The sequence below is a fragment of the Modestobacter sp. SYSU DS0511 genome, from assembly GCF_054050755.1.
Map to the genome: position 1 here is coordinate 13,710 of NZ_JBJGZY010000021.1, position 25,877 is coordinate 39,586.

General features: G+C 76.3%; 26 protein-coding genes. 16 read left to right on the forward strand and 10 right to left on the reverse strand.

Translation table 11 applies throughout. The features are described 5' to 3' along the window. Nucleotides 1-66 precede the first annotated feature (66 nt). Nucleotides 67-1,950 (forward strand): EAL domain-containing protein, encoded by a 1,884-nt coding sequence (locus ACI783_RS12030; RefSeq protein WP_457140648.1) that lies wholly within the window; start codon nucleotides 67-69, stop codon nucleotides 1,948-1,950. Here ACI783_RS12030 and ACI783_RS12035 read toward each other — a convergent pair. Beyond that, nucleotides 1,911-2,561, reverse strand: a complete 651-nt coding sequence (locus tag ACI783_RS12035) for an MBL fold metallo-hydrolase (protein WP_457140649.1) — start codon at nucleotides 2,559-2,561, stop codon at nucleotides 1,911-1,913. The two genes, ACI783_RS12030 and ACI783_RS12035, sit on opposite strands and share 40 nt — an antisense overlap. A 159-nt stretch (nucleotides 2,562-2,720) precedes the next feature. Between ACI783_RS12035 and ACI783_RS12040 the strand changes: the two genes are divergently transcribed. Further along, complete coding sequence (locus ACI783_RS12040; RefSeq protein WP_457140650.1) at nucleotides 2,721-2,951, forward strand: hypothetical protein; 231 nt, start codon at nucleotides 2,721-2,723, stop codon at nucleotides 2,949-2,951. 39 nt (nucleotides 2,952-2,990) lie between these two features. On the opposite strand, the gene ACI783_RS12045 is transcribed toward ACI783_RS12040, so the two are convergent. Next, complete coding sequence (locus ACI783_RS12045) at nucleotides 2,991-3,770, reverse strand: enoyl-CoA hydratase-related protein (RefSeq protein ID WP_457140651.1); 780 nt, start codon at nucleotides 3,768-3,770, stop codon at nucleotides 2,991-2,993. Between the two features lie 148 nt (nucleotides 3,771-3,918). Here ACI783_RS12045 and efeB point away from each other — a divergent pair, with 148 nt between their 5' ends. The 4 genes from efeB to ACI783_RS12065 all read left to right on the forward strand — a co-directional run bounded on the left by efeB (nucleotide 3,919) and on the right by ACI783_RS12065 (nucleotide 8,873). Continuing rightward, a complete protein-coding gene (efeB, locus tag ACI783_RS12050; protein ID WP_457140652.1) occupies nucleotides 3,919-5,187 on the forward strand; it encodes an iron uptake transporter deferrochelatase/peroxidase subunit in 1,269 nt (422 codons plus the stop codon). 118 nt (nucleotides 5,188-5,305) lie between these two features. Further along, nucleotides 5,306-5,797 carry an NUDIX hydrolase gene (locus ACI783_RS12055; RefSeq protein ID WP_457140653.1) on the forward strand — a complete coding sequence of 164 codons (492 nt, stop codon included), beginning with the start codon at nucleotides 5,306-5,308 and terminating at the stop codon, nucleotides 5,795-5,797. A gap of 42 nt (nucleotides 5,798-5,839) precedes the next feature. After that, nucleotides 5,840-6,937 carry a glycerate kinase gene (locus ACI783_RS12060; protein WP_457140654.1) on the forward strand — a complete coding sequence of 366 codons (1,098 nt, stop codon included), beginning with the start codon at nucleotides 5,840-5,842 and terminating at the stop codon, nucleotides 6,935-6,937. A gap of 196 nt (nucleotides 6,938-7,133) precedes the next feature. Continuing rightward, nucleotides 7,134-8,873 carry a protein kinase domain-containing protein gene (locus tag ACI783_RS12065; RefSeq protein WP_457140655.1) on the forward strand — a complete coding sequence of 580 codons (1,740 nt, stop codon included), beginning with the start codon at nucleotides 7,134-7,136 and terminating at the stop codon, nucleotides 8,871-8,873. A 9-nt stretch (nucleotides 8,874-8,882) separates the two neighbouring features. On the opposite strand, the gene ACI783_RS12070 is transcribed toward ACI783_RS12065, so the two are convergent. Further along, nucleotides 8,883-9,188: a hypothetical protein gene (locus tag ACI783_RS12070; RefSeq protein WP_457140656.1), complete on the reverse strand. Its 306-nt coding sequence runs from the start codon at nucleotides 9,186-9,188 to the stop codon at nucleotides 8,883-8,885. Then, nucleotides 9,185-10,024 carry a hypothetical protein gene (locus ACI783_RS12075; RefSeq protein WP_457140657.1) on the reverse strand — a complete coding sequence of 280 codons (840 nt, stop codon included), beginning with the start codon at nucleotides 10,022-10,024 and terminating at the stop codon, nucleotides 9,185-9,187. The genes ACI783_RS12070 and ACI783_RS12075 overlap by 4 nt, the downstream gene beginning before the upstream one ends. A gap of 111 nt (nucleotides 10,025-10,135) precedes the next feature. Between ACI783_RS12075 and ACI783_RS12080 the strand changes: the two genes are divergently transcribed. Continuing rightward, nucleotides 10,136-11,416, forward strand: a complete 1,281-nt coding sequence (locus ACI783_RS12080; RefSeq protein ID WP_457140658.1) for a competence/damage-inducible protein A — start codon at nucleotides 10,136-10,138, stop codon at nucleotides 11,414-11,416. Nucleotides 11,417-11,421: 5 nt separating this feature from the next. Here the strand turns inward: ACI783_RS12080 and ACI783_RS12085 are convergent, their stop codons facing one another. Next, nucleotides 11,422-11,937: an N-acetyltransferase family protein gene (locus ACI783_RS12085; RefSeq protein WP_457140659.1), complete on the reverse strand. Its 516-nt coding sequence runs from the start codon at nucleotides 11,935-11,937 to the stop codon at nucleotides 11,422-11,424. Between the two features lie 54 nt (nucleotides 11,938-11,991). On the opposite strand from ACI783_RS12085, the gene ACI783_RS12090 reads away from it, so the two are divergent. The 3 genes from ACI783_RS12090 to ACI783_RS12100 all read left to right on the forward strand — a co-directional run bounded on the left by ACI783_RS12090 (nucleotide 11,992) and on the right by ACI783_RS12100 (nucleotide 14,813). Then, nucleotides 11,992-12,387: an SRPBCC family protein gene (locus tag ACI783_RS12090; protein ID WP_457140660.1), complete on the forward strand. Its 396-nt coding sequence runs from the start codon at nucleotides 11,992-11,994 to the stop codon at nucleotides 12,385-12,387. A gap of 30 nt (nucleotides 12,388-12,417) precedes the next feature. Continuing rightward, nucleotides 12,418-14,037 carry an acyl-CoA dehydrogenase family protein gene (locus ACI783_RS12095; RefSeq protein ID WP_457140661.1) on the forward strand — a complete coding sequence of 540 codons (1,620 nt, stop codon included), beginning with the start codon at nucleotides 12,418-12,420 and terminating at the stop codon, nucleotides 14,035-14,037. Between the two features lie 86 nt (nucleotides 14,038-14,123). Further along, nucleotides 14,124-14,813, forward strand: a complete 690-nt coding sequence (locus tag ACI783_RS12100) for an NYN domain-containing protein (protein ID WP_457083302.1) — start codon at nucleotides 14,124-14,126, stop codon at nucleotides 14,811-14,813. Here ACI783_RS12100 and ACI783_RS12105 read toward each other — a convergent pair. Then, a complete protein-coding gene (locus ACI783_RS12105) occupies nucleotides 14,810-15,157 on the reverse strand; it encodes a PRC-barrel domain-containing protein (RefSeq protein WP_457083300.1) in 348 nt (115 codons plus the stop codon). The two genes, ACI783_RS12100 and ACI783_RS12105, sit on opposite strands and share 4 nt — an antisense overlap. A gap of 77 nt (nucleotides 15,158-15,234) precedes the next feature. On the opposite strand from ACI783_RS12105, the gene ACI783_RS12110 reads away from it, so the two are divergent. After that, entirely contained in the window at nucleotides 15,235-15,669 is a 435-nt protein-coding gene (locus tag ACI783_RS12110; protein ID WP_457140662.1) for an AAA family ATPase, read from the forward strand. Here ACI783_RS12110 and ACI783_RS12115 read toward each other — a convergent pair. After that, nucleotides 15,666-16,148, reverse strand: a complete 483-nt coding sequence (locus tag ACI783_RS12115) for an ATP-binding protein (RefSeq protein ID WP_457140663.1) — start codon at nucleotides 16,146-16,148, stop codon at nucleotides 15,666-15,668. The two genes, ACI783_RS12110 and ACI783_RS12115, sit on opposite strands and share 4 nt — an antisense overlap. A 78-nt stretch (nucleotides 16,149-16,226) precedes the next feature. Beyond that, the gene (locus tag ACI783_RS12120; RefSeq protein WP_457140664.1) at nucleotides 16,227-16,544 is read right to left on the reverse strand and encodes an STAS domain-containing protein; all 318 of its coding nucleotides are present in this window, start codon (nucleotides 16,542-16,544) and stop codon (nucleotides 16,227-16,229) included. A 394-nt stretch (nucleotides 16,545-16,938) separates the two neighbouring features. Between ACI783_RS12120 and ACI783_RS12125 the strand changes: the two genes are divergently transcribed. From ACI783_RS12125 to ACI783_RS12140, 4 genes are read left to right on the forward strand one after another with little or no spacing between them, the layout of a single operon-like run. After that, nucleotides 16,939-17,580, forward strand: coding sequence for an ABC transporter permease (locus ACI783_RS12125; protein WP_457140665.1), 642 nt, complete (start codon nucleotides 16,939-16,941; stop codon nucleotides 17,578-17,580). Continuing rightward, entirely contained in the window at nucleotides 17,573-18,805 is a 1,233-nt protein-coding gene (locus ACI783_RS12130) for an ABC transporter ATP-binding protein (protein ID WP_457140666.1), read from the forward strand. Before ACI783_RS12125 ends, ACI783_RS12130 begins: the two co-directional genes overlap by 8 nt. Further along, nucleotides 18,802-19,638 (forward strand): ABC transporter permease, encoded by an 837-nt coding sequence (locus ACI783_RS12135; protein ID WP_457140667.1) that lies wholly within the window; start codon nucleotides 18,802-18,804, stop codon nucleotides 19,636-19,638. Before ACI783_RS12130 ends, ACI783_RS12135 begins: the two co-directional genes overlap by 4 nt. Further along, nucleotides 19,638-20,624: a glycine betaine ABC transporter substrate-binding protein gene (locus ACI783_RS12140; RefSeq protein ID WP_457140668.1), complete on the forward strand. Its 987-nt coding sequence runs from the start codon at nucleotides 19,638-19,640 to the stop codon at nucleotides 20,622-20,624. The genes ACI783_RS12135 and ACI783_RS12140 overlap by 1 nt, the downstream gene beginning before the upstream one ends. Nucleotides 20,625-20,654: 30 nt before the next feature. On the opposite strand, the gene ACI783_RS12145 is transcribed toward ACI783_RS12140, so the two are convergent. Continuing rightward, nucleotides 20,655-21,626, reverse strand: coding sequence for a nucleoside hydrolase (locus ACI783_RS12145; protein ID WP_457140669.1), 972 nt, complete (start codon nucleotides 21,624-21,626; stop codon nucleotides 20,655-20,657). A 1,159-nt stretch (nucleotides 21,627-22,785) separates the two neighbouring features. On the opposite strand from ACI783_RS12145, the gene ACI783_RS12150 reads away from it, so the two are divergent. After that, a complete protein-coding gene (locus ACI783_RS12150; protein WP_457140670.1) occupies nucleotides 22,786-24,630 on the forward strand; it encodes a gamma-glutamyltransferase family protein in 1,845 nt (614 codons plus the stop codon). Between the two features lie 84 nt (nucleotides 24,631-24,714). Here ACI783_RS12150 and ACI783_RS12155 read toward each other — a convergent pair whose 3' ends face one another. Continuing rightward, nucleotides 24,715-25,824: a hypothetical protein gene (locus ACI783_RS12155; RefSeq protein WP_457140671.1), complete on the reverse strand. Its 1,110-nt coding sequence runs from the start codon at nucleotides 25,822-25,824 to the stop codon at nucleotides 24,715-24,717. Nucleotides 25,825-25,877 lie beyond the last annotated feature (53 nt).

The following is a 25,877-nucleotide window of genomic DNA, read 5'->3' on the forward strand; positions in this document are numbered from 1 at the left end:
CCGAGGGCTCACCCCTTCGTGGCAGGCCCGATGCTGTCAGACTCGGGAGCGGGATGCCCGCACCCGATGGGGGACGACGTGGACCAGTTGCAGCAGGACCCGGCGGCCCCGGTCGCCGCCGTGCTCCGCGACAGCGCCGTCACCAGCGTCTTCCAGCCCATCGTGGAGCTCGACACCGGGCGCGTGGTCGCCTACGAGGCGCTCGCCCGTGGTCCGGTGGGCCCGTTGCACGCACCCGATGCGCTCTTCGCCGCGGCCCGCGCGGAGGGCCGGCTGGTCGAGCTGGACCACGCCTGCCGGACGTCCGCGCTGCGCGGTGCGGTGCGCGCGGGGCTCCTGGCCCCGCTCACGGTCTTCGTCAACGTCGAGCCCGACGCGGTGGACGAGGCTCCGCTCACCGCCCTGATCGACCGCGCCGACCAGGTGCCCGGCGAGCTGCGGGTGGTCCTGGAGATCACCGAGCGGGCGCTGGCCGCCCGTCCGGCGGAGCTGCTGCGCACCGTCGCCCGGGTGCGGGAGCTCGGCTGGGCCATCGCGCTGGACGACGTCGGCGCCGACTCGCTGTCGCTGGCCTTCATGCCGCTGCTGCGACCGGACGTGGTCAAGCTGGACCTGCGCCTGGTGCAGGAGCGGCCGGGGCCGGCGATCGCCGAGATCATGAACGCGGTCAACGCCTACGCCGAGTCCACCGGCGCGATCGTGCTCGCCGAGGGCATCGAGGACGGCCGGCACCTGGCGATGGCCAGCGCCCTGGGGGCCACCCTGGGCCAGGGCTGGCTGTTCGGCCGCCCGGAGGCCGCGCCGGTCGCCGGCGCGACGGCGGCCTCGCTCCGGCTCCCGGACACCGCACCCACCGACGCCGATGCCGGGGCGCGCTCCCCGTTCGCCTGCCTGCCGCCCGGGTTCCCGCTGCGCGAGTCGCCCAAGGCCCTGCTGATCGAGCTGAGCAAGCAGCTGGAGCGGCAGGCCATGCGGCTGGGGGAGACCTGCGTCGTGGCCGCCACCTTCCAGGAGTCCCGCCACCTCACCCCGGCCACCCGGCTGCGCTACCGCGACCTGGTCGAGCGGGTCGGTTTCGCCTGCGCCCTGGGCGCCGGCCTGCCGCCGGAGCCGTTGCCCGGGCTGCGCGGCGCCGACCTGGTGCCGGGTGACCCGGTGCTCGGGGAGTGGGACCTGGTGGTGCTCAGCCCGCACTTCAGCGCCGCGCTGCTCGCCCACGACCTCGGTGACGACGGTCCGGACCTGGAGCGCCGGTTCGCCTTCGCGCTGACCTACGACCGGGACACCGTCGTCCGGGCCGCCCGGTCACTGCTGTCCCGGGTGGCCCCCTGCACCCGCCCCGACCCGGCGACCCCGGCCGAGTCGACCCCGGCCGAGTCCGCCGGGACGACGCCGGTCCCGGCGCCGACCCCGATGCCGGCCCCCACGCCGGCGGCCGCCCGCATGCTGGCCGGCAGCCCGCGCGAGGCGCTGCTGCAGCGGGCCCTCGCCGCGGTCGACACCGGGGTGACGGTGGTCGACCTGCGGCTGCCCGACCAGCCGCTGGTCTACGTCAACCCCGCCTTCGCCCGGCTGGCCGGTTTCCCGGCCGAGGAGGTGCTCGGGCGCAACTGCCGCTTCCTGCAGAGCCCGGACACCGACCCGGCCCCGGTGGCGCGCGTGCGGGCCGCGATCGCGGCCGGCCAGGAGTGCCGTGAGGTGCTGCTCAACCGGCGGGCCGACGGCAGCACCTGGTGGAACGAGTGCCACCTGATCCCGGTGACGGACCCGACCGGCGCGGTCGTGCAGTACATCGGCATCCAGGCCGACGTGACCGCCCGGGTGGAGACCGAGCGGGCGCTGGCCACCGAGCGGGACCGGTGCCGGGACCTCGACGCCCGGCTCGCCGAGCTGCTGACCACGTCGTCGGGTCAGACGGTGGTCGACTCCCCGGGGGCCAGCCGCGCGTAGGGGGTCGGCTGGCCCGGGCCCCGCTCGCCGACCAGCCCCGCCACCAGGCCGAGGCCGGCGTCGTTGAGCAGGCCGTCGTGCACCGCCAGTGCCCGCTGCGCCCCGACCGCCCGCAGGTAGTCGATGACCTCGGCGGTCTTCGACCAGGGGGCGTGGGCGGGCAGCAGCAGCGTCGGGACGGCGGCCTCGGGCACGGTGAAGGCGTCGCCGGGGTGGAACACCTGCCCGTCGACGAGGAACCCGACGTTGCGCACCCGGGGGATCTCCGGGTGGATCACCGCGTGCCACTCGCCGTGCACCGAGACGTCGAACCCGGCCGCGGTGAACGTGTCGCCGGCCCCGACGACGTGCACGCGCGGGCCGGCGCCCGCCAGCTTCCCGGCGACCGAGGAGTTCGTCCAGACCTCCAGCCCGGGGTCGGCGTCCAGCGCGGCGCGGACCCGGTCGGGGAGGAAGTGGTCGGGGTGTTCGTGGGTGAGCAGCAGGGCGGTCGTGCCGGACGCGGTGCCGGCCAGCGGGTCGTCGGCGGTGAAGGCCCCCGGGTCGACGACGAGCCGGCGGTCCCCGTCGGACAGGACGACGCAGGCGTGTCCGTGCTTGGTGAGCTGCATCCTCGGGCCTCCGGTGCGGTCGGGTGCGAACGGGTCGACCGCACCGTGTCATGCCGCGGCCACCGCGCGGCCGTCGGGGGTTGCGGCCACCTGCCGCCGGCTCACCCCATCGGGTGAGGTCGTGCCCAGGGGCTGTCCGAGGACCGGCGGGATGCCGACATGAGCATCGTGACCGTGAACACCGAGACCTTCGTCGCCGCCCGCGGCCGGGCGCACGGCCGGACGCCGGCGCTGTGGCACGCCGTCGAGGTCCACCGGGCCGTCACCGACCTGGACGGCGCCTGCGAGCTCACCGTCTGCGGCGCCCTGGCCCGGGTGACCAGCGAGCTGCCGTGGCCCCCCGCCGCGGACGGGGACGTCTGCCCGGCCTGCTCGGCCAAGCTCGGTTGACGTGGGCACCGGTTCCACGTGGAACCGGTGCCGCCGAGGTCAGCGGCCGGTGAAGGTGATCGGCTGCTTGGCCAGGAAGGCCTCCACCGCCGCGCGGTGGTCCGCGGTCTGACCGAGCTCGGTCTGCAGCCGGGCCTCCAGGGCGAGCGTGGTCTCCAGCGGGTCGGTGGCCGCGGTCGCCAGCACCTCCTTGATCGCCCGGAGCGCGAGCGTCGGGCCCGTGGCGAGCCGGGCGGCGAGCGCCTGCGCCTGCGGCAGCACCTGCGCCGGCTCGGCGACCTCGTGCACGAGCCCCCACATGGCCGCGGTCTCGGCCGGGAACGGCTCGGGCAGCAGCAGCATCTGCGCGGCGCGCGAGCCCCCGACGCAGTGCACCAGCCGGGAGGCCAGCGCCGAGTCGCTGCCCAGCCCGATCCCCGCGAACGCGGTGGTGAACTTCGCCCCCGCCGCGGCGATCCGCAGGTCGCCGGCGAGCGCGAGCCCCAGCCCCGCTCCCGCGCAGGCCCCGTTGATCCCGACCACCACCGGCACCCGCAGGGCGGCCAGCGCCAGCACCAGCGGGTTGTACTCGTCGGCGACGACCGAGAGGGGTGTGGTCGACGGCTCGCGCAGCTCCGCGGCGTGCTCACCGAGGTCCTGGCCCACGCAGAACGTGCGCCCGGTGCCGGTCAGCAGCACGGCCCGGACGGTGTCGTCGGTGGCCAGGTCACGCACGTGCGCCAGCAGCTCGGTGCGCATGCGGTGGGTCAGCGCGGGGCGCTGCAGCGTGAGCGTCGCGACGCCCTCGGCGTCGGTGCGGGTGACGGTGGGCTCGGACAACGCTGTCGGCTCCTCGGCTGGGCGGTGCGGGACGGCCCACCCTGCCACGGCCCGGGGCCGCCGCCGGAACAGCACCGGCGGGACGTCCGTTGGCCCCTCGGGGACCGGCCCGCACCACCACCGACCTCCCAGGGGGACCGACACCAGCATGAGCTCTGCCAGCCCTGGTCCAGGGGGTCTCTCCCGGCGGCGGTTCTTCGGCCTCGCCGGCGCCGGCACGGCCGGCGTGGTGGTCGCCGGCGCCACTGGTGGCTACCTCGGCCGGGCGACGGCGGAGCGACCCGCAGTGTCCACCCCGCCGGACGTCTCCGCTGCCGTCCGCTTCACCGGAGCCCACCAGGCCGGCATCACCACCCCCGCGCAGGACCGGCTGCACTTCGTGGCCTTCGACGTCGTCACCGACGACCGGGCCGAGCTGGTCGCGCTGCTCCGGGCGTGGACGGCGGCTGCCCGCCGCATGACCGCCGGCCAGGACGCCGGAGAGGTCGGCGCAGTGGGGGGGCCGGACGACGTCCCGGACGACACCGGCGAGGCGCTCGGGCTGCCCGCGTCCGGGCTCACGCTGACCGTCGGGTTCGGCCCCACCCTGTTCACCACCGCCGACGGCGTCGACCGGTTCGGCCTGGCGGCCCGGCGGCCGGCGCCGCTCGCCGAGCTGCCCGCCTTCCCCGGCGACGCGATCGACCCGGCGATCAGCGGCGGCGACCTCTGCGTGCAGGCCTGCGCGAACGACCCGCAGGTCGCGGTGCACGCCGTCCGCAACCTGATCCGGCTGGGCGCCGGTGTGGTCCGGGTCCGCTGGTCCCAGCTCGGCTTCGGCCGGACGTCGTCCACCTCCAGCGCGCAGGCCACCCCGCGCAACCTCTTCGGGTTCAAGGACGGCACCGACAACCTCAAGGCGGAGAACGCCGCCGCCATCGAGCGGTTCGTCTGGGTGGCCGACGGCGACCCGGGCGCCGACTGGCTGGCCGGCGGCTCCTACCTGGTGACCCGGCGGATCCGGATGCTCGTGGAGACGTGGGACGGCGAGACGCTGGCCGAGCAGGAGGCGAGCGTGGGGCGCACCAAGGGTGCCGGGGCGCCGCTGGGCGCGCGGGCGGAGTTCGACCCGGTCGACCTGGCGGCGCTGCCGCCGACCTCGCACGTCTTCCTCGCCCACCCGACCAACGCCGGGACGGCGATCCTGCGCCGCGGCTACAGCTTCGTCGACGGCTCCGACGCCCAGGGACGGCTGGACGCCGGGCTGTTCTTCATCGCCTACCAGCGCGATCCGGGGAACGGGTTCACCCGGATCCAGCGGAACCTGCGCACCGACGCGCTGAACGAGTACCTCCAGCACACCTCCTCGGCGGTCTTCGCCTGCCCGCCCGGGGTCACCGGCGACGACGACTGGTGGGGCCGGGCGCTGTTCAGCTGAGCCGGTGGCCCAGGGGGTCGCTGTGGACCGGGTTGAGCCGGGCCGCCTGATGGTGAGCCGTGCCGTGCCGCGGCTCACCATCAGGTCCGGCGAGTCGAGCCGCCCTAGGCTGGCCGGCGTGCCGGTTCCCGAGTTCATCCGTGACCTGCGCTCCTCCGTCGGCCAAGGGCTGCTCTGGCTGCCCGGGGTGACCGGGGTGGTCACCGACGACGCCGGGCAGGTGCTGCTCACCCAGCGCAGCGACACCGGCCGGTGGGCGCTGCCCAGCGGCATCCCCGAGCCGGGCGAGCAGCTGGCCGTCGCGCTCGCCCGGGAGGTGCTGGAGGAGACCGGCGTCGAGGTGGTCGTCGACCGGCTGGTCAGCCTGTGGACCCAGCCGCCGATGACCTACCCCAACGGCGACGTCTGCCAGTTCGTCGACCACGCCTTCGCCTGCCGGGCGGTCGGGGGCACCGCGCACGTCGCCGACGACGAGTCGCTGGACGTCGTGTGGTGCGACCCCGCCGAACTGCCCGAGCTGGTCGGCGTGCAGGCCCGGCTGGTGGCCCGGGCGCTGTCGGGGGAGACCGCGCCCTGGTTCGCCCGGTCCGAGGACGAGCCCCCCGCCTGACCCGGCTTGCCGCCGGGTGCCGCCACCGGCCAGGGTGTCGGCGTGCGCGTCGTCCTCGCCCCCGACTCGTTCAAGGGCACCCTCGACGCCGCCGCGGCGGCCGAGGCGCTGGCGGCCGGCTGGCGCCGGCGCCGTCCCGACGACGACGTGCGCACCGTCCCGCTGGCCGACGGCGGCGAGGGCACCCTGGAGGCGCTGGGCCACGACCTGCCCGACGTGGCCTGGCGCACCGCCGCGGTGACCGGGCCGGACGGCCGGCCGGTGGACGCGGCCTGGCTGCTGCGCCCGGACGGGACGGCGGTGGTGGAGATGGCCCGCGCCGCCGGCCTCCCGCTGCTCGCCGAGCCCGACCCGCTGGGCGCCACCACCCGTGGCCTGGGCCAGCTGCTGGCGGCCGTGGTGGCGGACCCCGCGGTGGAGCGGGTGGTGCTGACCCTGGGCGGCTCGGCCACCACCGACGGCGGCACCGGCGCCCTGGCCGCGCTCGGTGCCCGTTTCACCGACGCCGAGGGGGCCGACCTCCCGCCCGGTGGCGGCGCGCTGGCCCGGCTCGCCGCCGTCGACCTCTCCGGGCTCGTGCCCCCGCCGCCCGGGGGAGTGCAGTGCCTGGTCGACGTCACCGCCCCGCTGCTCGGCCCGCTGGGGGCGGCCGGCCAGTTCGGCCCGCAGAAGGGCGCGGACCCCGCGCAGGTGGCCGCGCTCGACGCCGGCCTGGCCCGGCTCGCCGAGCTGCTCGGCGGCGACCGCGACGCCCCGGGTGCCGGGGCGGCCGGCGGCACCGCCTACGGCTTCGCCGTCGCGTGGGGCGCGGAGTTCGTCAGCGGCGCGACGGCGGTGGCGGACGCCGCCGGGCTGGACGCCGCCCTGGCCGGAGCCGCCCTGGTGGTCACCGGGGAGGGCCAGTTCGACGCGCAGTCGCTGCGCGGCAAGGTCGTCGGCAACCTGCTGGACCGGGCCGCGGCCGCCGGCGTCCCGGTGGCGGTGGTCGCCGGCCGGGTGGCGGGCGGGGGCCTGCCCGTCCTGCGCGCCGTGTCGCTCACCGACCTGGCCGGTTCGCCGGCCGCGGCCATGGCCGACCCGGCCCGCTGGCTGACCGCAGCGGGAGAGGTGCTGGCAGGCGAGATGTCGGCGGTCACCTGACCGGCGCGTGACGGGGCCGACAGCGGGCCGGGAACGGTCCGTCACGCCCCGGTGTTGTCACGCCCGCATCACACCGTCCGATCGCATGTGTACGAACGCCCGACGGGGGCATCCCCCCTCCCGGTGCGTCCAGCCGCCGGCGTCGGCCGGTGGTGGGCGGGGCCGGTCGACACAGCAGCAGCACGAGGGGGCGCACGTGGTGGAGCCCGCGCGGACCACCCTCGGGGACCGCTACGAGCTGCAGGCGCTGCTGGCCACCGGTGGCATGGGGCAGGTGTGGCGCGCCGAGGACACCCTGCTGGGCCGCACCGTCGCCATCAAGGTGCTGCGCAGCGAGTACACCGGTGACCCGTTGTTCCTGGCCCGCTTCCGCGCCGAGGCGCAGCACACCGCCGCGCTGAGCCACCCGAACATCACCGCCGTCTACGACTACGGCGAGGAGCCGACGGTCGACGGGTCGGGCGAGCACCTGGCCTACCTCGTGATGGAGCTGATCGACGGCGAGTCGCTGGCCACCGTGCTGGCCCGGGACGGCGCGCTGCCCCCGGGCCGGGTGCTCGAGGTGCTCCGGCAGACCGCCTCGGCGCTGGGCGCGGCGCACGCGGCCGGCGTCGTCCACCGGGACGTGAAGCCCGGCAACGTGCTGCTGCGCGCCGACGGCACGGTCGCGATCACCGACTTCGGGATCGCCTCGTCGGCCGGGAGCGTGCCGCTCACCCAGACCGGCCAGGTCATCGGCACCGCCTCCTACCTCTCCCCGGAGCAGGCCTCCGGGGCGCACGCCACCGCCGCCAGCGACGTCTACGCGCTGGGGATGGTCGGCTACGAGCTGCTCACCGGCCGGCGGGCGTTCGACGGCGACAACTCGGTGACGATCGCGCTGCGTCACCTCCGCGACACCCCCGAGCCGCTGCCCGAACACCTGCCGGCCGGGGTCCGCACCCTGATCGAGCGGGCCCTGGTCAAGGACCCGGCGCAGCGCTTCCCCGACGGTGACGCGTTCGCGGCCGCCATCGACGACGTCCTCGCCGGCCGGCTGCTGACCCCCGTCGAGCGCACCGACACCCAGAGCTTCTGGCTGCTCCCCGACGCCGCGGCGCTGGCCGGTGCGTCGAACGCCGACGGCGCGGTGCGCCGCCCGGTCCCCCCGGCACAGGGGCGGCTCGGCCGGGTCCTCGTGCCGCTGGTCGCGCTGCTGGCCGGTGCCGGGGTGGCCGCGGTCGTCCTGCAGGGCCTCGCCCCCGACGGCGGCGGCGCCACCGTGGCCGCCGCCCAGGGCCTCGGTGCGGCCACCGCCACGGCGGACCCCGCCGAGCTGGTGCTGGACGTCGACGACTACGTCGACCGCCCCGTCGCGGCCGTCCAGCGGCAGCTGGAGGCGCTCGGCCTGGTGGTGGAGACCCAGGCGGTGGCGACCGACTCCGTCGAGGCCGGGCTGGTCGTCGACGTCGCACCGCTCGGCCACCGGCTGGTGCGCGGCGCCGAGGTGCTGGTCAGCTACGCCGTGGCACCGGAGGTCGACAGCGGCCCGGTCCAGCGGCAGCGGACCCCGGTCGACGCGGTCCAGGCGCCGGTCGTCCGGGCGCCGGTGAGCGTCGCACCGCCGGCGTCCACGCCCGAGCCGTCGCCGACCCCGGAGCCGACGGCGACCCCGTCCCCGAGCGGGGACGCGGAGGAGACGGAGCCCGGCGGGGACCCGCAGTCGTCGACGCCGGCCAGCGACCCGGCCGCGACCGGCGCGCCGACCCCGTCGGGCGGCAGCACCGCCCCGACCACCGGTGCGGACGACGAGTCGGCCGCACCGGGGAACGGCGCCGGCCAGGGCAACGGTCCGGGGAACGGCAACGGCCAGGGCAACGGTCCGGGGAACGGCAACGGCCAGGGCAACGGCCAGGGCAACGGGAACGGCAACGGCCAGGGCGGCGGCCGCGGCTGAGCCGTCCGCTCAGGCGGGCCGCCTGCGCCGTCCGGCGCGGTGCACGAGCAGGCAGCCGGCCGCAGCAGCCAGGGCGAGCCGCCCGGGCGCGGGGTCGGGACCGCCGAGCAGGACGCCGACGGCGCCGGCGACGACGGCCGCCAGCAGCAACCGGTCGCGGCCGGTGCGCACCGCGGCCACCGTGAGGACCAGACCCAGCGCGACGGCCACGCGTGCCGGGTGCGCTGCTCCCGGCACCGCGCCCCAGGACAACCCCAGCGCGGCGCCGCCGAGGACCGCCGCCGCGCCCAGCCAGCCCCGCGCCGCGCGGGTCACCGCGAGCGGCCGGGCGCCAGCCACACCGCGCCGGCGGCCGCGGCCAGGGCGGCGGTGAGCAGGAAGCCCCGGTCGCTGGCGACCAGCGGCAGCGCCACGAGGACCCAGAACACCGCGAGGCCCGCGGCGCCTCCGGCCCCGACCCGCCACGCCGTCCGCGCGCTGAGCCGGTCGCCGGCCAGCCGGCGCAGCCCCGGCACGAGCGCCACCAGGGCGGCGATCGTGGCGAACGCCGACCACGTCGGCGTCACCTCCCAGACCGACTCGGTGCCGAAGTCCAGTGCCAGCCCCAGTTCGAGCAGCACCAGCCCGAGGACCCCCAGGCCGAGCGCGGCGAGGACGGTCCGGTCCCCACCGGCCCGCTGCACCGCGCCCAGCGCCGCCCGGCCCGCCGTGGCCCCCCGGCGGCCGCGCTCACCGCCGTCGTCGGTGGCCGACGGCCCCGGTGTGGGCCGCGGGGCGGTGGACGGCCCGGGCACCGCCGGCGCGCCGACCATCGTCTGCGGACCGGCGGCGCTGCTGCCCGTGGTGGCCCGGTCGTCGTCCGGCCGCGCGCCGAAGCCGGGGAGGAAGTCCACCGGCCCGGTGGGCTGGCTGGCCGGGACCTGCCCGGGGGCCGCCGGCTCGGCGTCGGGGGAGCTCGTCGGATCCGCGGCGGCCTGCCCCGCCGCCGGCGTCCAGGCCGGGGCGGGCCCGGTCGCCGGGCCGGGCACGGGCGGGGGCTGCTCGGTCTGCCGCTGACTGGGCGGCAGCAGGATCGACTCGGTGCGGGGATCGTCGTCCGGCAGCCCGTCGGCCGGCTGCGGCTCGGGGATCGGCGGGTGGGGCTGGCTCATCGGTCCTCCAGGGAGCAGGCGTCGGGCACGGCAGCCGGGCGGGGCGCCCGTCGAACCGTAGCGGCGCCCACCCGGGCGGCCGGCCAGGTGGGCGGGACCTAAGGTCGGGCCGTGGCTGCACGCGCGGGGATCGTCGTCACGGGCACCGAGGTGCTCACCGGCCGGGTCGCGGACCGGAACGGCCCGTGGCTGGCCGAGGCGCTGCGCGGCCAGGGGGTCGACGTCGGGTCGGTCGTCGTCGTCGGTGACCGGCCCGAGGACCTGCGGTCGGCGCTGGCCTTCCTCGCCGGGGGCAACGACCTGGTGATCACCACCGGCGGGCTCGGCCCCACCGCCGACGACCTGACCGCGGCCGAGGTCGGCGTGTTCCAGGGCCGCCCGTCGGCGCTCGACCGCGCGCTGGAGCAGCGGATCGCCGCCGTCGTCGCCGAGCTGACTGCCCGGCGCGGCTGGGACACCGACCCCGAGTCGGCCGCGGCAGGGATCGCCAAGCAGGCGATGGTGCCCGCCGGCGCCACCGTGCTCGAGCCGGTGGGCACCGCGCCGGGGCTGGTCGTCCCGGTGGCCGACGGCCGCAGCGGGCCGCCGGTGCTGGTGCTGCCCGGCCCGCCGGTGGAGCTGCAGGCCATGTGGCCGGCCGCGCTCGCCGCCGAGCCGGTGCGCCGCGCGCTGGCCGGCGCCACCGAGCTGCGCCAGCGCACGCTGCGGCTGTGGCGGACGCCGGAGTCGGAGCTGGCCGCCACCCTGCGCCGGGTCGAGGACCAGCTGGCCGGCCTGGAGGTGACCACCTGCCTGCGCGACGGCGAGCTGGAGATCGTCACCCGGTACGCACCGGACGCCGAGGAGGCGTACCAGCGGCTCGTCGCGGTGGTCACCGCGGACTTTGGCGCGACGCTGTTCAGCGACGGCCCCACCGTCGACGAGCTCGTCGCCCGCGCGCTGGACGACCGGGGCTGGACGGTGGCGGTGGGCGAGTCGGAGACCGGTGGGCTGCTCACCGCCCGGCTCACCGCACCCGCTGGTGCCTCGGCCCGGGTGCTGGGCGGGGTCGCCGCCTACGCGAACAGCGCCAAGGAGCAGCTGCTCGACGTGCCGGCGGCCACCCTGGGGGTGGGCGGTGCGGTGAGCCCCGAGGTCGCCCGGGCGCTGGCCGAGGGGGCGCGGGCCCGGTTCGGTGCCGACGTCGGCATCGGGGTCACCGGGATCGCCGGCCCGGGGGGTGGCACGCCGGAGAAGCCGGTGGGCACCGTGCACATCGCCGTCGTCGGCCCGACCGGCGCGCTGGACTACTCCGACCGGCTGCGCGGGAACCGCGGCGCCGTCCGGGAGCGCACCGGCACGCTCGCCGTCCACCTGCTGCGGCAGCTGCTGCTCGGCGGCCCGCCGGCCTGAGGGGCTCAGCCCACCCAGCCGACCACCCGGCTGCGCCGCTCCATGAGCAGCACGTCGTGCCAGCTGGCGACGCCGTCGGTGATCCGCCGGCCGACCTTCTCCCGCGTGCCCACCGCCCGGAAGCCGTGCTTCTCGTGCAGCGCGATGCTGGCGGTGTTGGCCGGCAGGATGCCGGCGCGGATCGTCCAGATGCCGGCCGCCTCGGTGGAGGTGATCAGCGCCTGCAGCAGCGCCCCGCCGACCCCGCGGCCCTGCGCGGCGGGGGAGACGTACACCGAGTGCTCGACGACGCCGGCGTAGGCGTCCCGGGTCGACTCGCGGGTGCACGCCGTCCAGCCGAGCAGGACGTCGCCGTCGACGGCGACGTGCCGGTGACCGGGCAGCCGGGAGGCGTCGAACTCCGCCCAGGACGGCGTGGCGGTCTCGAAGGTCGCCAGCTCGGTGGCGATGCCGGCCGCCCAGACGGCCTCGACGGCGGGCCAGTCGTCTGCGGTCATCGGGCGCAGGGCAAGCGTGGGCACGGCGACATCCTGCCGTCGGGGTTCCACGTGGAACGCAGCGGGCAGGAGGAGGCGGTGACGACGCTGACGCTGCACGCCACCGGCCCGGTCGACCCGGCGGAGGTGTGGGACCGCTACCTGCATCCCGCCCGCTGGTCGGAGTGGTCGCCGCAGATCAAGAAGGTGGACGCGAGTGCGCCGCGGATCGCCCCGGGGGTGAGCGGCCGCGTGTACGACCCGATCGGCACCTCGGTCGGCTTCGTGGTCGACGAGGTGTCCGACGCGGAGCGGCGGTGGGCCTGGCAGGTCACCGTCGGTCCGACCCGGCTCGGCCTGGTGCACTGGGTGAGCCCGGCGCCGGACGGCGGGACGACGGCCGGCCTGCGGATCAGCGGGTTCGCGCCGCTGGTGGTCGGCTACGCGCCGCTGGCCCTGCTGGCGCTGAAACGACTGGTCACCATCCGGACGTGATGGTCGGCGGCATCTCGTAGCGTGCCGGGCATGCGCGCCACGCACGAGGTGACCAACCAGGCGCCGCCGCTGGTCGGCCACGACCCGATCGCCGGGGACGCCGCGCTCGCCGAGGCCTGCCTGCGCCACGCCGACGCCGCCACTCTCGCCTCGCTGGCCGACCTGGGGGCGCTGGCCGGCAGCGAGCAGGCCCAGGAGTGGGCCCGGCTGGCGAACGAGCACCCGCCCCGGCTGCGCACCCACGACCGGTACGGCCACCGGGTCGACGAGGTCGAGTTCCACCCGGCATGGCACGAGCTGATGGCCGCCGCGATCGGCCACGGGCTGGCCGGGGTGCCCTGGGTCGACGGCCACCCGCACGCGCACGTCCGCCGCGCGGTGGGCTACCTGGGCTGGACGCAGGTCGAGGCCGGCCACGGCTGCCCGGTGACGATGACCTACGCCGCCGTCCCGGCGCTGCGCGCCGCCCCCGAGCTGGCCGCGGCCCTGGAACCGGGGCTCACCAGCCGCAGCTACGAGTTCGGGCTGACCGACCCGTGGACCAAGCGCGGCCTGGTGGCGGGCATGGGGATGACCGAGAAGCAGGGCGGCTCCGACGTCCGGGCGAACACCACACGGGCCGCCGCGAACGACGACGGCAGCTGGTCGCTGACCGGGCACAAGTGGTTCACCTCCGCGCCGATGAGCGACCTGTTCCTGGTGCTCGCCCAGCTCGACGAGGGGTTGTCCTGCTTCCTGGTGCCTCGGGTGCTGCCCGGCGGGGAGCGCAACGTCGTCCGCCTGCAGCGGCTCAAGGACAAGCTCGGCGACCGCGCCAACGCATCGAGCGAGGTGGAGTTCGACGGGACGACGGCGTGGCTGGTCGGGGAACCGGGCCGCGGCGTACCGACGATCATCGAGATGGTCGCCACCACGCGGCTGGACTGCGTGCTGGGGTCGGCGGCGACGACGCGGGCGGCGCTCACCCAGGCGGTGCACCACGCCCGGCACCGGTCCGCGTTCGGCGCCCTGCTGGCCGACCAGCCGCTGATGCAGAACGTGCTGGCCGACCTGGCGCTGGAGAGCGAGGCGGCCACCGCCCTCGGCGTCCGGCTGGCCGCGGCCCAGGACGCCGGCGAGCGGGACCTGCTGCGGCTGGCCGGTGCCGTGGCCAAGTTCTGGGTGTGCAAGCGCACCCCGGCCGCGGTGGCCGAGGCGCTGGAGGTGCTGGGCGGCAACGGCTACGTCGAGGAGTCGGGGATGCCGCGGCTCTACCGGCAGGCGCCGCTGAACTCCATCTGGGAGGGCTCGGGCAACGTCATCGCGCTGGACGTGCTGCGCGCCCTGGGCGCCGGGTCGGCCGCGCTGGCCGCGGTCACCGCCGAGCTCGACCTGGCCCGCGGCGCCGACCCCCGGTACGACGCCGCCCTGGGCGCGCTGGCCGCCGAGCTCGCCGATCCCGACCAGCTGCCGCTGCGGGCCCGGCGGATCGCGGGCCGGCTCGCGCTGTGCCTGCAGGCATCGCTGCTGCTGCGGTTCGCGCCCGCCGTCGTCGCCGACGCCTTCTGCGCCAGCCGGCTCGGCGGCGACTGGGGCGGCGTGCTGGGCACGCTGCCCGCGGGCACCCCGGTGCGGGCGCTGGTCGAGCGGGCCGCGGTGGTGCCGGCGTGAGCGAGGACGGCCGGCTGCGGCGGCGCCGGCGGGCGACCGCCCCGGCGGGTGCGCCGTCGCCGGCACCGGTTCGGCACACTGCCCCTGTGACCGTTGACGCAGCTGTGCAGACCGAGCCGGCCGACCGGTTCTCCGCGGACGACGACCGCCCCGCGCTGGACCTGCTGGTCTGGGACGCCCCCAACATCGACATGACCCTGGCGACGGTGATCGGCGCCCGGCCGACGGCGGCGTCCCGGCCCCGGTTCGACGCGATCGCGGCCTGGTTCGTCGACGGCGCCGACGACCCGGGTGCCGCGGTGCCGCCGGAGGTCGAGGCCTGCGTCTTCGCCAACGTGCCGCCGCAGCACGCCGTCACCCTGCAGCGCTGGGTGGAGGCGCTGCGCAGCTTCGGCTACGCGGTCTTCGCCCGGCCCAAGCTGCAGGCCGACGACGACATCGACCAGTCGATGCTCGACCACATCAGCGTGCGCGCGCACAGCCACCAGCTGCGCCGGCTGGTGGTCTTCTCCGGCGACGGGCGGAACTTCGCCGAGCCGCTGGAGGACCTCGCCCGCGCCGGCACCGAGGTCGTCGTCGTCGCGTTCAGCGAGGTGGCCGGCTACGCGATCAGCTCCGAGCTGCTGCAGTTCATCGACATCGAGGACGTCCCCGGCGCGTTCGCCGCACCGTTGGACCGGGTGCGGCTCGACGCCCTGCCCGTCGACGGCGCGTGGCTGCGGCCGACCAAGGACCTGCGCGAGGCCGCCGGCTCCTTCCTCGCCCGCCGCGGCTAACGGCGCGCCAGGCGGCGGACGCCGGAGGTGTAGGGCAGCGAGTAGTGCGCGAACACCTCCGGCTCCTGCTCGGCGGTCAGCTCACCGTCGGTGTCGATGGACGGCGCGTCCTTGGCGAGGTCCTTGGGCACGGTGACCCGGATGTGCTCCGGGCTGACCGTGGCGCCGGTGAGCGGGACGAACGTGAGCTGACGCCGACCGATGATCCCGGTCATCACCGCGGCGAAGAACGGCTGGTCGGTGGTCGTGTCGACGTACACCGACTCCAGCGTGCCGATCTTGTGGCCGTCGGGGTCGACGACGTTCATGGTGCGCCAGTCGCGGATGTTCTCGGCGGGGAACACGGGGGCCTCCTCGGGTCGCGGGCAGCTGCTCCACCCTGCCCGGGCGGAGGTGCCGCCAACCGCGCGACGATGACCGGGTGAGCGGCAGCGACCAGGAGCTGGTGGTGATGGTCGGCCTGCAGGGGTCGGGCAAGTCCAGCTGGGTGGCCGCGCACCTGGCCGGCAGCCACGAGGTGGTGAGCAAGGACCACTGGCCGCGGGCCCGGCACCGGGAGGCACGTCAGCAGCGGGTGGTCGGCGAGCTGCTGGCCGGGGGCGCGAGCGTCGTCGTCGACAACACCAACCCCTCCCCCGCCGAGCGGGCCCCGCTGGTCGCGCTCGCCCGGGCGGCCGGGGTCCCGGCGCGGGCGGTGTACCTGGAGACGCCGCTGGAGACGTGCCTGGCGCGCAACGAGGCGCGGGAGGGCCGGGCACGGGTGCCGCTGGTCGGGGTGTTCGGCACCCGCAAGCGGCTCATCCCGCCGACCCTTGCGGAGGGCTTCGCCGCGGTCGAGGTCGTCCGGTCGGGCTAGGACGCGGGGCCGGAGGAGCTGCGCGGCCGGGGCACCGAGGCGGTCGCCAGGCCAGAGGGCAGCCGGGCCCAGACGTGCTTGCGGCCGGCCTCGCTGCACCAGCCGTAGTCGACCGACAGCTGCGCGACCATCGGCAGCCCCATGCCGCCGAACGCGGGGTCGCGGTCGATCGCCGGCCGCGGTGGCGCGTCGGGAGCGCCGTCGGTCAGCCGGATCAGCCAGCCGGTGGGCAGCGCGACGATCAACGCCTCGACGGCGCCGCCTCCGTGCCGCAGGGCGTTCGACGACAGCTCCTCGAAGGTCAGCAGCAGGCCCTCCCGCGCGTCCTCCGTCGACCGGGCGGCCAGCGAGGGGTGGGCGAGGCGCGCCCGCAGGTCCATCCGCACCCGCGAGGCGTCGTGCACCGTCGGCAGCTCCCACCGCCAGACGTCGCCGTCCTCGGTCGGGACCGGGGCCGATGGCCACACCAGTCCACTCACGTCGGGTCCTCTCGCCGGCCGGGTCCTCCGCCGCGGTCCATGGTGGCCGATCACGCTCCGCAGTGCACGGTGGGGGTCTCAGCCGGGCGGCATGCCCTCCACGTCGAGCCGCTCCAGCAGGCCGGTCAGCTCCAGCGGGCCGGTGACGACCCGGCTGGTCGCGACCACCGTGACGTGCTTGCCGGCGGCCTCCCGGTGCTGGCTGACCCAGACCAGCGCGGTCACTCCCGCCGAGCCGAAGAACGTCACCCCGGAGAGGTCGATGGTCAGCAGGCGCTCGGCGTTGCGCAGCGCGCGCAGCAGGGTCTGCTGCAGCAGCGGGTTGCTGGCGGCGTCGAGCTCGCCACGGACCCGGGCGACGACCTGACCGGGCTGCGACCCGTCCGCCAGGGTCACCTCGAACGGCGCCTCGGCAGCCGACCTGACCGTCTTGATGACTCCTCCTCGAGACCACGACCGTGCACCGCTCCGCCGTGCGCTCGACCAGCGCGGCACCTGCCGTGTGTACAGCACCGATCGTGTGCTCCCCGCACACGGTCCGGCCAGGCCACGCCGGAGGTCGTCGCCCGATGGGGGCAGGGAACGCCGGCCGGCGGGTGTCACAGCATCGTCATGAGCCAGGAGTCGCATCGCCGCGCGAGGTGTGTGACCGTGGACGACGGCCGTTTTCCGAGGTCAGCGCAGCGCTCAGGACGCGACAGGGCACACCCGTCGCCAGCGCGCGACCGACCGGTTCCCACGGGTCCCGCCGCCCGCGCAGTCCGACCCTGCAGAGGAGGAGACAGACCGGATGTGGGACTACGTCCTCGACCGGCGAGGCCAGATCGCCTTCCAGGCCTTCCAGCACGTGAGCCTGGTCGTGCAGTGCGTCGTGCTCGGCTCGCTCATCGCCCTGGCGCTGGCCGTGCTGGTCTACCGCAGCCCCCGGGCCACCGGCGTGGCCAACGGTTTCTCGGCGGTGGGTCTGACCGTCCCGGCGTTCGCCCTGCTGGGCATCCTGCTGGCGCCCTTCGGCTTCGGCATCGCCCCGGCGGTCATCGCGGTGACCTTCTACGCGGCGCTCCCCGTGCTGCGCAACGCCGTCGTCGGCCTGGCCGGGGTCGACCCGGCGCTGATCGAGTCGGCGCGCGGCATGGGGATGAGCCGGCTGGCCACCCTGCTGCGGGTGGAGATCCCGCTGGCCTGGCCGGTGATCCTGGCCGGGGTCCGCGTCTCCACCCAGATGGTCATGGGCATCGCGGCCATCGCCGCGTACGTGCTCGGCCCCGGGCTCGGCGGCTTCATCTTCACCGGGCTCTCCCGGCTGGGCGGCGCGAACGCCCTGAACTCCGCGCTCACCGGGACGATCGCCATCGTCGTCCTGGCCCTCGTCCTCGACCTGCTGCTCCTGCTGCTGGGTCGCCTCACCACCCCCAGGGGGATCCGTGCCTGACGCGTCCACATCCGCCGGGACACCTGCCGGCGCCACCGCCACCGCCACCGCCACCGGTCAGCCGGGGAGCGCCCCGGCCACCGGCGAGCGCCGGGTCAGCGGCGTCGCCATCCGGCTGGACGGCGTGACCAAGCGCTACCCGGGCCAGGAGAAGCCCGCCGTCGACAGCGTCTCGCTGGAAATCCCGGCCGGCGAGACGGTCATGTTCGTCGGCCCCTCGGGCTGCGGGAAGACCACCCTGCTGAAGATGGTCAACCGGCTGATCGAGCCGACGGGCGGCAGCATCCACCTCGGTGACGAGGACGTCACCCGGCAGGACCCCGACCAGCTGCGCCGCCGGATCGGGTACGTGATCCAGGCCGGTGGGCTCTTCCCGCACATGACCGTCGGCACGAACGTCGGCATGGTGCCGCGGATGCTGGGCTGGGACAAGGAGCGGGTCACCGCCCGCATCGACGAGCTGCTGGAGCTGGTCGGGCTGGACCCGGAGGTCTACCGGGACCGCTACCCCAAGGAGCTCTCCGGGGGGCAGCAGCAGCGCGTCGGCGTGGCCCGCGCACTGGCGGCGGACCCGCCGGTGCTGCTGATGGACGAGCCGTTCGGCGCCGTCGACCCGATCACCCGCCAGCGGCTGCAGGACGAGCTGCTGCGGATCCAGGAGGAGCTGGGCAAGACCATCGTCTTCGTCACCCACGACTTCGACGAGGCCGTGAAGCTCGGCGACAAGACCGTGGTCTTCGACGTCGGCGCCCGGATCGTCCAGTACGACACCCCCGAGGCGATCCTGGCCGAGCCGGCCGAGGAGTACGTGGCCGACTTCGTCGGTGCCGGGGCCACCCTCAAGCAGCTCACCCTCACCCGGGTGCACGAGCTGGACCTGCGGCCGGTCACCACCGCCTCGGCCGGCGACGACGCCGCCGACGCGGTGGCCCGCGCCCGGGCCGCCGGCGACGACTTCGTCGTGGTGCTCGACCGGCGTGGCCGGCCGATCAGCTGGCCGACGGTGGCCGAGGTCAGCCGGATGTCGACGCTGCCGGCGACCGTCGACGAGCGGCTGCCGGTCGTCGGCCTCGGCTCGACGCTCAACGACGCGCTGGACACCATGCTCGCGGCCAGCCAGGGCGGCGCCGTCGTGGTCGGCCGGCACAACAGCCTCGCCGGGGTCGTCTCGATCGAGACGATCATGGACCGCATCCAGCGCACCCGGAGCGAGGTGAGCGGATGACCGCCGCGCAGCAGTCGGACACCGGGCAGCGCCCCGACCCGCTCCGCCGTCCCGAGGCGGCGCAGAGCGCCAGCCGCGACGCGCGCGACGCGGCCGCCCCGGAGCAGGCGCGCGGTGGCTGGCGTGCGCTGGCCGTGCAGCCGGTGCTGGTCGTCGTCGGCATCGCCGCCTTCCTGCTGTGGCGCACCACCGCCACGCTCACCGAGACCGAGGCCCGGCAGCTGGGCGCGGCCACGCTGTGGGACAGCGTGCTGCGGCACCTGGCGCTGACCGTCGTCGCCGCGGCCATCGTGCTGGCCATCGCGATCCCGCTGGGCATCGCGCTGACCCGCCCCGCGCTGCGCCGGTTCACGCCGGTGGTGATCACCGTGGCCAACATCGGGCAGGCCGCTCCAGCGATCGGCCTGTTCGTGTTGCTGGCGATCTGGCTGGGCTTCGGCTTCTGGACGACGATCGCGGCGCTGGTCATCTACTCGGCGCTGCCGGTCCTGCGCAACACCATGGTCGGCATCCAGGGCGTCGACGCCCGGCTGGTGGAGGCCGGCCGGGGCATGGGCATGAGCGGCGCCGCCGTCCTGCGGAAGGTCGAGTTGCCGCTGGCCGTCCCGGTCATGCTCGCCGGTGTCCGGACGGCGCTGGTGCTGCTGGTGGGCACCGCCACGCTGGCCACCTTCATCTCCGGCGGCGGCCTCGGTGTGCTGATCAACACCGGCATCACGCTGTCGCTCAACTCGCTGCTGTACAGCGGCGGCGTGCTGGTGGGCCTGCTCGCGCTCGCCGTCGACTGGCTGGGCCGGGTCGTCGAGCACGTCGCCCGACCGAAGGGACTCTGATGCGCACGCCGACGAGGTCCGTGGCCGCGCTCGGCGCCGGGGTGCTGCTGCTCAGCGGCTGCGGTCTGCAGAGCGCCACCAGCTTCACCCCGCCGTCCGAGCCGGGGGACATCCAGCCGATCGCCGAGGTCGACGGCGCCCCGATCACCGTGGGCGCGAAGAACTTCACCGAGCAGCTGATCCTGGGCAAGATCGCGGTCATCGCGCTGCAGACGGCCGGCTTCGACGTCACCGACCGCAGCGGCATCCCGGGCGCCGCGCCGGCGCGGGCGGCGATGCTCGAGGGCGAGACCGGCATGCAGTGGGAGTACACCGGCACCGCCTGGATCAACTACCTGGCCCAGCCCGAGGGCATCCCGGACCAGCAGGAGCAGTGGGAGGCGGTCCGGGACGCCGACGCCGAGAACGGGATCACCTGGCTGCCGCCGGCGGAGGCGAACAACACCTACGCCTTCGCCGTGCGCAGCGAGGCGGTCGACGAGCTCGGCGGGGTGGCCGCCCTCTCCGACGTCGCCGAGCTGCCGGTGGAGGAGCGCACCTTCTGCGTGGAGTCGGAGTTCGCCACCCGGGTCGACGGCTTCGAGCCGATGCTGGAGCTCTACGGCATGCCGCTGGGCGACCCCCAGGGCGTGCCGCGGGACAACGTGAGCGTGCTGGACACCGGCGCGGTCTACACCGCGACCGACAACGGGGACATCTGCAACTTCGGCGAGGTCTACACCACCGACGGGCGGATCGCGTCCCTGGACCTGACCGTGCTGGAGGACGACCGCGGCTACTTCCCGGCGTACAACATCGCCCCCGAGGTGCTCACCGAGACGCTCGAGCAGTACCCGGAGATCGCCGACGTCTTCGCCGAGATCACCCCGCTGCTCACCAACGAGGTGATGGTCGAGCTCAACGGCCGGGTCGACGTCGAGGGTGAGGACCCGGCCGAGGTGGCGCTGGACTGGATGGTCTCCGAAGGGCTCGTCGAGCGGGGCTGACGAGCTGCCTGGTCGGTGAGAGGCCCGGGCTCAGCCCCGGGCCAGCTGCTCCAGCCGGCCGACCAGGAACTCCACGGCGGCCGCGCTGTCGACGCCTTCGGCCACCGCGACGGCCGAGGGGGCCGTCGACGGGGCGCGGCGGTCGACCAGCGTCTGACCCCGGCCGGCGCCCGGGCCGGTGTCGACGACGACGTCCCGGCGCACGGTGGACAGCGTGCCCGGCACGATCGCCTCGGTGAGCGCGAGCGCGTCGTGCACCACCACCCCGTCGGTGCCGTAGGCGTCGCGGGCGTGGTCCAGGTACTGGCGCAGGATCGCCGCCGCCTGCGCCCCGACCGGACCGGCGGCGGCGAAGCGGGCGATGCCGGCGCCGGTCAGCACCGTGGGGAGGGTGACGTCCAGCCCGACCAGCACGGTGGGCAGCCCCGCGCCGAGGACGACGGCGGCAGCCTCCGGGTCGGCCCAGACGTTGAACTCCGCGGCGGCGGTGACGTTCCCGCCCCGGGCCGCCGAGCCGCCCATCACGACCAGCCGGCCGATCCGGGCGGCGGCGTCGGGGTACACCGCCAGCAGCAGCGCGAGGTTGGTCAGCGGCCCGATGGCGGCCACCGTGACCGGGGTGGAGCTGGCCAGCAGCTCCTCGGCCAGTGCCACGACCGCCGGCCGCGGGTCGGCCCCCACCGGTGAGGGGGGCAGGTCCACCCCGCCCAGCCCGGCCTCGCCGTGCACGTGCCCGGCCCGCCGCGGCACCGGCACCACGAGCGGGTCGCGGGCGCCGGCGGCGACCGGGACGTCGGACCGGCCGGCCAGGTGGAGCACCCGCAGCGCGTTCTCCGTGGTCTGCGCCAGACCGACGTTCCCGTGCACGGTGGTGACCAGCCGGAGGTCGACCTCCGGGCTGGCCAGCGCGAGCAGCACGGCCAGCGCGTCGTCGATGCCGGGGTCGGTGTCGATCACCAGTGGAGTGGGCGTGGAGCCGTGCTGCGGGGCGGGGTCGGTCACCCGCCCATCCCACCAGACACACCCGACACGCCGGGACGTCGCGGTCGCCGCCGAGGTCATCGTCCGGGCTGTGCCACTGGTCGGCCCGCTGACCTGGGGTTTCCCGCCGGGCTGTCGACATGTGGCCGGTCTGCGGGACGGTGACCCGCCGATTCGCGGGGAGCCGGCAACGGTTCGGTCACGCGATCGGACCGGAGCGTCTCGGGAGCGGGTCCGGAGGCCCCGTCGTCCCTACCTTTCTCCTTGTCCGCGGCCCCTTCCCCGGCCGCGGCGACTACGTCACGGAGGACGACATGGACGACGCACAGCTGGTCCGGACGGCCCGCTCGGCCGCCGCGACCGCAGCGCCGGCCATCGCCCGGGTCGGCGCGCCGGTGACGGCGACCCGGCACCTGACCGGTCACCCCACGCGACGGCCCGACGCGGCCCTCGTCGGGGCCGGGCAGGTCGGCCCCGACGAGTACGGCATGAGCGACCTGGCCGCCGGGCTGGCCGTCGGCCTGGCGGTCGGGGTCCTCGGGCTCCGGACCAGCGGCCCTGCCGAGGGGCAGCCGGAGACCGCCCCGGTCCGCCGCGGCCTGCTCAGCCGGCCCCGCGCCCTGGCGGAGCGGGCCGCCCGGTGGGGCGCCGGGCCCGACGGTGCCCACCTGGCGTGGAACCGGCCGCCGCAGCGCGTCTACCGGCTCACCGACGGCACCGAGCGCCCGGTGCCGCACCCGGTCGCCCAGCGCCCGGCACCCGTCCCCGTCCCGGTGGCCCCGGCACGGCGCGGAACGCCCGTCGACCCCCACCTGGAGGCGGCGATCGCCTTCGCCACCGACTTCGGCACCGACCTGCTCACCACCCCGGTGCGCCTGGCGGCGCCGGCCCCCCGGGTGACCGCCCCGCTGCGTGCCCTGGCGGCCCGGGTGCGCGGCGCAGCCCGCGCGGCCGCCACGTGGGGCAGCGGCGAGCACGGTGCGCACCTGGCGTGGGACCGCCCGCAGCCGCCGCTCGCCCGGCGGCTCGTGCTGACCGAGGAGCGCTCCCCGGCGCTGCCTGCCGACTGGCGCCACCGCGCGCCGGAGGAGGACGAGCCGACGCCGGCCCGGGAGGCACCGCGCAGCCCGGCAGCGCCGCCGCGCAGCGCCACCCGCCCACGCCTCCTTAGGGTGGCTGGGTGTTCACCACGCGGCCGGAGCTCGCCGGCACCTTCGGCATGGTCGCCTCGACGCACTGGCTCGCCAGCGCCGCGGGCATGGCGACCCTCGAGGCCGGTGGGAACGCGTTCGATGCCGCGGTCGCTGCGGGTCTCACCCTGCAGGTGGTCGAGCCGCACCTCAACGGCCCGGGGGGCGAGGTCCCGATCCTCTTCGCCCGGGGCCCGCGGGCAGCCGGAGGCGCGGGCGGGACCTGGGCGGGACAGCCGGTGGTGCTCTCCGGCCAGGGCGTAGCCCCGGCCGCGGCCACCACCCAGGCGTTCGCCGACCTCGGACTCGGGCTCGTGCCCGGAACGGGTCTGCTGGCCGCCACCGTGCCCGGCGCCGTCGGCGCCTGGCTCACGCTCCTGCGCGACCACGGCACCCTGCCGCTGGACGCCGTCCTCCGCTTCGCCATCGAGTACGCCGAGCACGGCCACCCGCTCGTCCCGCGGGTCGCCGCGACCGTCGCCTCGGTCTCCGAGCACTTCACCACGCACTGGCCTACCTCGGCCGCCACCTGGCTCGCCCCCGACGGCGCACCCCCCACCGCCGGCCGCCTGTTCCGCAACCCGGTCCTCGCCTCGACCTACCGCCGACTGCTCGACGCAGCGCGCGGACCCTCCCGAGAGGCGCAGATCGACGCGGCACTGGCGTCCTGGTACACGGGGTTCGTCGCGGAGGCGATCGACGAGTTCTCCCGGTCCCCGGTCATGGACGACTCCGGTCGTCCGCACCGCGGCTTCCTCACCGGTGAGGACCTCGCCCGCTGGCAGCCGACGTACGAGCCGCCGGTCACCCTCGACTGGCGCGGGTGGACGCTCGCGAAGGCCGGGCCGTGGTCCCAGGGCCCGGCGCTGCTCCAGGCGCTCGCGATGCTGGACGGCGTCCTCCCGGTAGGGGGCGCGGGGAGGTCCGCCTCCGTCTCCGAGGACGCCGACACCGCCGAGGTGGTGCATGCCAGCGTCGAGGCGACGAAGCTGGCGATGGCCGACCGCGAGGCCTGGTACGGCGACGAGGAGAGCGTGCCGGTGGACGACCTGCTGTCGGCCGCCTACACCAGCGAACGGCGGGCGCTCATCGGCGACCGGGCCAGCACCGAGCTGCGGCCCGGCTCCCCCGGTGGGCGCCCGCCGCGGCTGCCCCGCTTCGTCACCGACACCTCCGCTGCGGAGCGGCCCTCAGCGGCCACGACCGCCGGCGTCGGTGAGCCGACCGTCGACACGCGCGGCACCACCCGCGGCGACACGTGCCACGTCGACGTCGTCGACCGCTGGGGCAACATCGTCTCGGCCACCCCCTCCGGTGGCTGGCTGCAGAGCTCGCCGGTCATCCCCTCCCTCGGCTTCCCGCTGGGCACCCGGGCGCAGATGTTCTGGCTGGAGCCGGGGCTGCCCAACTCGCTCGTGCCGGGCAAGCGCCCGCGGACCACCCTGACCCCGTCGCTGGCGCTGCGCGGCGGCGTCCCGACGCTGGCCTTCGGCACGCCGGGCGGTGACCAGCAGGAGCAGTGGCAGCTGTGCTTCTGGCTGGCCCACGTGCACGGCGGGCTGGACCTGCAGGCGGCCATCGACGCCCCGGCCTGGCACACCACCAGCTTCCCGTCGTCGTTCTACCCGCGGGAGATGGTCCCCGGCGAGCTGGTGGTGGAGTCCCGGATCGGCGAGGGGGTGCTCGCCGACCTGCGCCGCCGTGGGCACACGGTCACCGTCTCCGACCCCTGGTCGCTCGGCCGGCTCTCGGCGGTCTCGATCGACCCGGAGACCGGCGTGCTCAAGGCGGCGGCCAACCCCCGCGGCATGCAGGGGTACGCGGTCGGCCGCTGAGGGGCACCGGGGGCCTCCGCGGTCCTGCTCCCCGCACCTCCGCCCCGCGCCGATGATCGACTGCGGCAAGAGGTCGACGGCGGGTCAGCGCGGGGCCTCCTCCTCGGCCAGCTCCTGCGGCACGACGGCGGCCAGCGCCCGGCGGATCGCCACCACGACGCTGCTGGCGGCGAACAGGTCGTCGTCGGTCTTCCGCCGCGCCTCCCGGAGGGCGTCGGCGAGCTGGTGCAGCGCGTCGTAGGCGGCCCGGGTCTCGTCCGGGCCGGCGGCGCTCGCCCCGCCGTCCACCGAGCGCAACACCCCGGCCAGCCGGGAGAGCGCCGTCGACGCGGCGGGCCGCAGCGCCGGGCCCAGCGTCACCCGGTCCCGGTCGGCCCGCTCGGTGTCGGCCAGCAGCTCGGTCAGCTCCTCCACCAGCAGGGCCAGCCGCTCCAGCGCCCGGGCCTGCGCGTACTGCCGTTGCGCGTCCTGCCGGTAGCGGCGGGCGCGGAAGTTCCCCTTGCGGGCCTCGTCGGCCTCCTGCACGGCAGTGCGCATCTGGGCCAGCAGCGGGTCGATGGTGTGGGTGCGCCGGCGCCACTCCTCCTCGGTGGGCGGGTGCTCCTGCTCCAGGCCGTCGGCCAGGTCGGCGAGCTGAGCGGCCAGCACGTCGCGCAACCGGGCCAGCTGTTCCTGGGCCGGTGCCAGCGGGAGCTGGGGCAGCAGGGCGGTGACCACGATGCCGATCAGCGCCCCGAACAGGATCAGCCCGACGTACCCGGCGACGTAGTCCAGCGGATCGCGGTCGCCGAAGATCAGTACGAACAGGGCCGCGGTGGGCACCCAGGTCCGGGCGCTGCCCAGCCGGTTCCAGCCGGACAGCAGCACCCCGATCCCGATGACGGTGGCGATGCTGACCAGGTTCGGCGCTGTGACCGCGTCGGCGACCAGTGCGATCGCGGCGCCCAGGGCGACCGCGGCGACGGTCTGGAACGACTCGCGGGCCGAGCCGGCCAGGCTCGTGGTGGTGGCCAGCAGCGCACCCATCGGCGCGTAGTACGGGTAGTCGGCGGCAGGCCCGGGCAACAGCTGCACCAGCGCCCAGGCGATGGCCGCCGCGACGGCGGCCTTGACGGCCAGGCCGGCGCGGGGGTGACGCGCCCAGGTGCGGGCGAGGAACCCGGCCCGGAGATGGGGACGGTGGGGGATCTGCACCCCCGCCTTCCTGCCCCGGGGGGACCGGGCAGAATCGGGTGACGGCACGGCGG